This window comes from Burkholderia sp. BC1 (assembly GCF_052683555.1).
On sequence record NZ_JBQYLP010000029.1, the window covers coordinates 72,873 to 79,216 of the forward strand.

7 protein-coding genes are annotated in these 6,344 nt (G+C 64.9%); 2 read left to right on the forward strand and 5 right to left on the reverse strand.

Annotation, left to right across the window (positions count from 1 at the left end):
- Positions 1 to 8 precede the first annotated feature (8 nt).
- The 3 genes from motA to flhD all read right to left on the reverse strand — a co-directional run bounded on the left by motA (position 9) and on the right by flhD (position 2,035).
- A complete protein-coding gene (gene motA, locus ACSHSS_RS16420; RefSeq protein WP_006401398.1) occupies positions 9 to 869 on the reverse strand; it encodes a flagellar motor stator protein MotA in 861 nt (286 codons plus the stop codon).
- A 200-nt stretch (positions 870 to 1,069) separates the two neighbouring features.
- Positions 1,070 to 1,624 carry a flagellar transcriptional regulator FlhC gene (gene flhC / locus ACSHSS_RS16425; protein WP_006401399.1) on the reverse strand — a complete coding sequence of 185 codons (555 nt, stop codon included), beginning with the start codon at positions 1,622 to 1,624 and terminating at the stop codon, positions 1,070 to 1,072.
- A 90-nt stretch (positions 1,625 to 1,714) separates the two neighbouring features.
- Positions 1,715 to 2,035, reverse strand: coding sequence for a flagellar transcriptional regulator FlhD (gene flhD, locus ACSHSS_RS16430; protein ID WP_006401400.1), 321 nt, complete (start codon positions 2,033 to 2,035; stop codon positions 1,715 to 1,717).
- A gap of 834 nt (positions 2,036 to 2,869) precedes the next feature.
- Here flhD and ACSHSS_RS16435 point away from each other — a divergent pair.
- The gene (locus ACSHSS_RS16435) at positions 2,870 to 3,934 is read left to right on the forward strand and encodes a glycosyltransferase family 4 protein (RefSeq protein WP_006401401.1); all 1,065 of its coding nucleotides are present in this window, start codon (positions 2,870 to 2,872) and stop codon (positions 3,932 to 3,934) included.
- A 101-nt stretch (positions 3,935 to 4,035) separates the two neighbouring features.
- Here the strand turns inward: ACSHSS_RS16435 and ACSHSS_RS16440 are convergent, their stop codons facing one another.
- The gene (locus ACSHSS_RS16440) at positions 4,036 to 4,332 is read right to left on the reverse strand and encodes an H-NS histone family protein (protein WP_006401402.1); all 297 of its coding nucleotides are present in this window, start codon (positions 4,330 to 4,332) and stop codon (positions 4,036 to 4,038) included.
- Positions 4,333 to 4,621: 289 nt separating this feature from the next.
- Between ACSHSS_RS16440 and aqpZ the strand changes: the two genes are divergently transcribed.
- Positions 4,622 to 5,368, forward strand: coding sequence for an aquaporin Z (aqpZ, locus tag ACSHSS_RS16445; protein ID WP_006401404.1), 747 nt, complete (start codon positions 4,622 to 4,624; stop codon positions 5,366 to 5,368).
- A 105-nt stretch (positions 5,369 to 5,473) separates the two neighbouring features.
- On the opposite strand, the gene ACSHSS_RS16450 is transcribed toward aqpZ, so the two are convergent.
- On the reverse strand, positions 5,474 to 6,295 hold the full coding sequence (locus tag ACSHSS_RS16450) for a Cof-type HAD-IIB family hydrolase (RefSeq protein WP_006401405.1): 822 nt from the start codon (positions 6,293 to 6,295) through the stop codon (positions 5,474 to 5,476).
- Between the last annotated feature and the right edge of the window lie 49 nt (positions 6,296 to 6,344).

The following is a 6,344-nucleotide window of genomic DNA, read 5'->3' on the forward strand; positions in this document are numbered from 1 at the left end:
GCTCCGCGTCATTTCGCCTTCACGCGGCGCACGTGCTCTTCGAGTTCCGCGAACGACGGGCGCTCCGGCGAGAACAGCACCTTGCGGCCGAACTCGACCGCGATCGCCGGCGCATAGCCGTTCAGGCTCGCGAGGATCGTCACCTTGATGCACTGGAACATCTTCGTCGACTCGGCCACGCGCTGCTCCGCGAGGCTCGCGAGCGGCCCGATCAGCCCGTACGACAGCAGGATCCCGAGGAACGTGCCGACCAGCGCCTGCGCGATCATCGCGCCGAGCACCGCGGGCGGCTTGTCGGCCGACGCCATCGTGTGCACGACGCCCATCACGGCCGCGACGATCCCGAATGCCGGCATCGCGTCGCCGACGCGCATCAGCGCATGCGCGGGGCCTTCGCCTTCCGCGTGGTGCGTCTCGATCTCCTCGTCCATCAGGCTCTCGATCTCGAACGCGTTCATGTTGCCGCCGACCATCAGGCGCAGGTAATCGGTCAGGAATTCGACGATGTGGCGATCGGCGAGAATCTTCGGGTACTGCGTGAAGATCGGGCTCTTCTCCGGATCGTCGATGTCGGCCTCGAGCGTCAGCGTGCCTTCCTTGCGCGCCTTCGCGAGCAGCACATACAGCAGCGCCATCAGCTCCATGTACACGTCCTTCGTGTACTTCGAGCCCTTGAACAGCGTCGGCAGCACGCGCACCGTCGCCTTGATCGTCTTGCTGCCGTTGCCGAGGATGAACGCGCCGAGGCCGGCGCCCGCGATCATCAGGATTTCGAGGGGCTGGACCAGCGCGCCCAGATGCCCGCCCGCCAGCGCATAACCGCCGAAGACGGACAACAGCGTCACGAGTGTTCCTACGATAATCAGCACTGCCTGTCCCTCACGAAAGACCGGCGGGGAGACCGCCGTTAAGTGGTTTACGGCAGTGGGCAGGAAAACTTTCGCGGCCGCGCGGGCGCACGCGGACGGTGTTTACCAGCAATCCGCCGGGGGCGGCGCGGCGCGCATGACGCCGCACGCGCGCGTGCCGGACGGCCGTGCGGCACGGCCAATGCGCCGCGCGGCGCGCCTCAGGCGGCCGCGGCGGCCAGCTCGGCGCGCGCGGCTGCCGCCTTGCGCGTCTTGCCCGCGCGCGACGGCGGCTGGCACAGCCCGCAGACGAAACCTTGCTGCGGATCATGCGCATGGGCGACGAAATGCCCGCCGCAGCGCGTGCACGGCGTCATCTGCAGCATCCCGGAATCGAAGAAGCGCACGAGCGTCCAGGCGCGCGTGAGGCTCAGCGCCGCTTCGTCGCCGGACAGCGAGACGTGCTCCAGATAGAGCCGGTACGCCTTCACGATCGCGTGGATCGGCTCGCAGCGGCCGTGATCCTGCATGAAGCGGTAGATGTTGTAGAACAGCGACGAATGGATGTTCGGCTGCCACGTCATGAACCAGTCGGTCGAGAACGGCAGCATCCCCTTCGGCGGCGAGACGCCCTTCAGTTCCTTGTACAGCTTGATCAGACGATCCCGCGACAGGCTCGTCTCCGCCTCCAGCAACTGCAGCCGGGCGCCCAGTTCGATCAGTTCGATGGCGAGGGTGATTTCCTTCACCTCGATCACGACGCTTTTGCTTGCCATGGTGATAACGTTCGCGTGTCGTTGTTCGGATGCTGCGCCCATGCGCCGGCGCCGGCGCGGCGCGCCGGGACGAACGCAGGACAGGAAGGATCAGCGGACGCTTTCGACCGGTTGTCCGGCCATCAGGATCGCCGAGTGCGCGCGTGCGACGACGTCGCTGCGACCTTTGTCGGCGAGCGACGACAGCAGCGCGTGATCGTCGAAGCGGAAGCGGCACAGCATCTGATTCGACGCGGCGAGCTTGACCGTCTGCGCGAGCGTGAGGTTTGCAAGCACGTCGGCCAGTTCCTCGGAGATGCCCATCCGGAACATGCCCATTGCCTTGTCTTCGCGCAGCAGGCGCTGCGCGAGCAGCAGGTACGACAGGTTGACCTCTTTGATCTCGCCTAGCATTTCGCTGGTGGCGCTCATGATTCCCCCGTGAGAAGCGGTGCTTTGGCCATTCATGTTTATGGAAACGTTTGCTCGATCCGGCGCACCTGATGCACTCGGTCGGCATGTTTATAGTCTTACAGCGCGAATTTTGGCCAAACGGGAATGGCACCGGTATCAGCGAAGTGGCGTATGCAGTGCAGGATTTGTCTGTAAACCGTGTAGGAATTTTTCCGACAAGGCGAATTGAAAGGTTGAATGAGGAGAAATGCGGCGTGAGATTTGGCGAGACCTGCGCCGATATGCCGCGGAGGGCCGTCCGGCAAGGCATGCCGGGACGCGAATCGGTAAAAATTATAGTGGTTTTTCATGATGGTGCAACAATCGCGTTGACCATCTCCATTCGTGTTTCCGTGCCCTTTTTATTCGGGTTTTCGCGTATTTCATCGTGTAACAAGCCTTAAGTGTTTGAAAAAACACTCGAACCCCGCCGAGTGATCCCGATAATGGACTCCAACGGGCGTCGACACGACGCGTGTCGCACCGCCCCGGCATCGCGTGGCGCCGGCCCGCCGTTCCCGTCGAACCGGCCCGCCACACCCGTCGACCGCAGCGTCGGCACTTTCCGCAACCGCAGTACGGGACCGGAGCGAGCCGCATCCCGCGGCTGGGACGGATCGAAGGACGCACCGGGGCACCGCTTCCAGCCCCATCGACCGTCTTGCAGGGCCCGAGCAACGTCGAGGCGGCCGGTTCGGGCCGACCGTTTTACAAGGGACCCGGAGCCAGGGCCGAACGCTCCCGGGTCGACCGTGGTACATGGGACCCGGCCAGCGCTGCGGCGCGAATCCGGGTCGACACAGGAGAACGTCCATGCGCATTGCCCAGATCGCGCCGCTGTATGAAGCCGTCCCGCCGAAACTGTACGGCGGCACCGAACGCGTCGTGTCCTATCTCACCGAGGCGCTCGTCGAGCTCGGCCACGACGTGACGCTGTTCGCCAGCGGCGACTCGGTGACGTCCGCGCGCCTCGAAGCGGCATGGCCGCGCGCGCTGCGGCTGGATCCGTCGATCCGCGATTCGATGGCGCCCCATATGCGCCTGATCGAGCAGGTGGCGCGCGTCGCGCATGAATTCGACGTGCTGCACTTCCATCTCGACTATCTGCCGTTTCCGCTGATGTCGCGGCTCGACACGCCGTACGTGACGACGCTGCACGGCCGCCTGGACCTGCCCGAGCTGCAGCCCGTATTCGACGCGTTCCCGAACGCGCCGGTCGTGTCGATCTCGAATTCGCAGCGCAAGCCGCTGCCGCAGGCCGCGTGGGCCGGCACCGTCTACCACGGGCTGCCCGAGACGCTGCTGACGCCGCAGCCGGACGTGAAGCCCGAATATCTCGCGTTCCTCGGCCGCATCTGTCCCGAAAAGCGCGTCGACACCGCGATCCGGATCGCCGCGCAAAGCGGGCTGCCGCTGAAGATCGCCGCGAAGGTCGACAAGGCCGACGCCGATTACTTCAAGGAAGTGATCGAGCCGCTGCTCGGCCAGGCGCACGTGGAGTTCATCGGCGAGATCAACGAGGCGCAGAAGCCGGCGTTCCTGTCGGGCGCGAAGGCGCTGCTGTTCCCGATCGACTGGCCGGAGCCGTTCGGCCTCGTGATGATCGAGGCGATGGCGTGCGGCACGCCGGTCGTCGCGTTCAACCGCGGCTCGGTGCCGGAAGTGATCGAGGACGGCGTGACGGGCTTCATCGTCGAGGATGTGCAAGGCGCGGTCGGCGCGCTGCACCGGATCGACAGCCTGTCGCGCGACGCGATTCGCGCGCGCTTCGATACGCGATTCAGCGCCAAGGCGATGGCGCAGCGCTACGTCGAAACTTACGAATCGCTTTGCACGAACGCCCGACGGCCGGCATTGCGCCGCGTGGCCGGCGCGTAACGCCGAAATCCGCGCGAAATAGCCGGTGAAAATCGCGCCGAAATCCGGCGCGTAAAACCAAAGAGCCGCATCGACGATGCGGCTCTTTCTTTGGCTGTCGGTCACTCCATCAGGAAACGGTCGCGGTTTTTGCCGACGATCCAATTCGGCGGCTTGCCGCGACCGCTCCAGGTCGCGCCCGTCTTCGGATCGCGGTATTTCGGCGGCAGCGGCGCCTTTTTGGGCGGACGGCCGCGGCGCGCGCGCTCGGCAAAGCCGAGATCCTGCGCGGTCAGCCCGTATTCGTCGATCAGGCGCCGGATATCGGCAATCACGGCTTCGACTTCCTGACGCCGCACCTCGTCCGCCTGAGCCTGCAATTCGGCGATCTGGGCCTTGAGTTTTGCGTATTGAGACATTTTTTGACTCCCCTTTCCATGATGCGCCCCGGCGCATCCGCCGCGACACGGCCCCCGCTCAATCCGTCCTGCGCCGTGCCAATCGAAATTAATGCCGACATTTTTAACCGGTCCGCATATATCGAGAATGCGGACTTATTCTAATAAAGCGATTTGTCAGCTACTCAAATTTAACAATCGTTGACCACGATGCGGCGTTTCATTTCCTATAATCCAGACCAATTCCGGACGGCGGCTAAATCGTAACCGTCGCCGGTTTGTCTTCAACCCACTTGAACGAGGTCCTCACATGAATCTTTCTCAGCGGCTCGCTGCAGAGGTATTCGGCACGTTCTGGCTGGTGCTCGGCGGGTGCGGCAGCGCCGTGCTGGCCGCCGCCTTCCCGGGCCTCGGCATCGGATTTGCCGGCGTCGCGCTCGCATTCGGGCTCACCGTCCTGACGATGGCGTTCGCGATCGGCCACATTTCGGGCTGCCATCTGAATCCGGCCGTGAGCGTCGGCCTGACGGTCGCCGGGCGCTTCCCGGCACGCGACCTCGTCCCGTACATCGTCGCACAGGTGGTGGGCGCAACGATCGGCGCGTTCGTGCTGTATCTGATCGCGACCGGCAAGCCGGGCTTCGACGTCGTCGGCAGCGGTTTCGCGACGAACGGTTTCGGCGAGCGCTCGCCGGGCCACTACTCGCTCGCGGCGTCGTTCATCTGCGAAGTCGTGATGACGGGCTTCTTCCTGTTCGTGATCCTCGGCGCGACCGACAAGCGCGGCGTGCCGGCAGGCTTCGCGCCGATCGCGATCGGGCTGTGCCTGACGCTGATTCACCTGATCTCGATTCCGGTCACCAACACGTCGGTGAACCCCGCTCGTTCGACCGGCCCGGCGCTGTTCGTCGGCGGCGATGCGATCGGCCAGCTCTGGCTGTTCTGGATCGCGCCGCTGATCGGTGCGGCGCTCGCCGGTGTCATCTACCCGCTGGTGGCGGGCCGCGACGACGCGGTCGACCTGCTGCCGACGGCATCCGCTCGCACAAGCGAGTAACCACTACGGGGTCATGCGAGCAGAGCAGCGAGCCTCACGCTGCACAAGAAGATAGAGGCAAGTCATTTGACGGGCGCCGCGGGCGCCCGTTTTTCATGTCGGGACTCAGGACGCAGCGAGATCCTCGAGCGCGAACAGCGTGCGCAGATGGCGCGCGACGCCCGCGTCGAAGTTGTTGCCGATCCGCGGGATGTGCGGCAGCCGCGCGATCAGATCCGGGTTTGCGTTGTTCATCATGAATGCATGGCCGGCCGTTTCGAGCAGGTCGATGTCGTTCATGTTGTCGCCGAACGCGACGCAATGGCCGGCGTCGACGCCGAGCCGCCCGAGCACCGCACGCAGCGCGCGGCCCTTCGACACGTTCGCGGTCATCACTTCGAGACAGTCGGGCAGCGAGTACGTGACGTACAGCGCATCGCCGAACTGCACGCGCATCTGCTCGGCGACGACCGCCAGATCGGCCGGTTCGCCGATATACAGCACCTTCGCGATGTCCGCGCCGTCGTGCGCGAGCATGTCGATCACTTCGTACCGGAAGCCCGAGTCCTGATGGAATTCGAGCAGGTGCGGCGCATCGCGGTCGATCAGCCAGCCGTGTTCGGTAAACAGATTGACGATCACGCGGCCGTGCGCGCCCGCGACCTCGGGCAGCACGAGACGGCGGACGATCGCCGGATCGATGTCCTGCGCGTGGATCGTCGTATCGTCCGGCGCATGGACGCGCGCGCCGTTCGACGTGATCAGGTACGGGCGGATGCCGAGCACGTCGCGGATGCCGGCGACGTCCGCGTAGTGGCGCCCCGTTGCGATCACGAACTGCACGCCGTCGCGGTCGAGCCGGCGGACGGTCTCGATCGTGTACGGATCGAGCTGGTGGTCGCTGTTCAGCAGGGTGCCGTCGAGATCGGTGGCGATAACTTTGTACATGGGGAGCAAGGAAGGCGCGCAGCGCGCTGCCTGTCTCTTATACACATCT

Bases quoted from the DNA above. Each gene is read 5' to 3' on its own strand.
- flhC (WP_006401399.1), bottom strand. From the start codon at position 1,624: ATGGCAAGCAAAAGCGTCGTGATCGAGGTGAAGGAAATCACCCTCGCC.
- flhD (WP_006401400.1), bottom strand. From the start codon at position 2,035: ATGAGCGCCACCAGCGAAATGCTAGGCGAGATCAAAGAGGTCAACCTG.
- ACSHSS_RS16435 (WP_006401401.1), top strand. From the start codon at position 2,870: ATGCGCATTGCCCAGATCGCGCCGCTGTATGAAGCCGTCCCGCCGAAA.
- aqpZ (WP_006401404.1), top strand. From the start codon at position 4,622: ATGAATCTTTCTCAGCGGCTCGCTGCAGAGGTATTCGGCACGTTCTGG.
- ACSHSS_RS16450 (WP_006401405.1), bottom strand. From the start codon at position 6,295: ATGTACAAAGTTATCGCCACCGATCTCGACGGCACCCTGCTGAACAGC.
- ACSHSS_RS16440 (WP_006401402.1), bottom strand. From the start codon at position 4,332: ATGTCTCAATACGCAAAACTCAAGGCCCAGATCGCCGAATTGCAGGCT.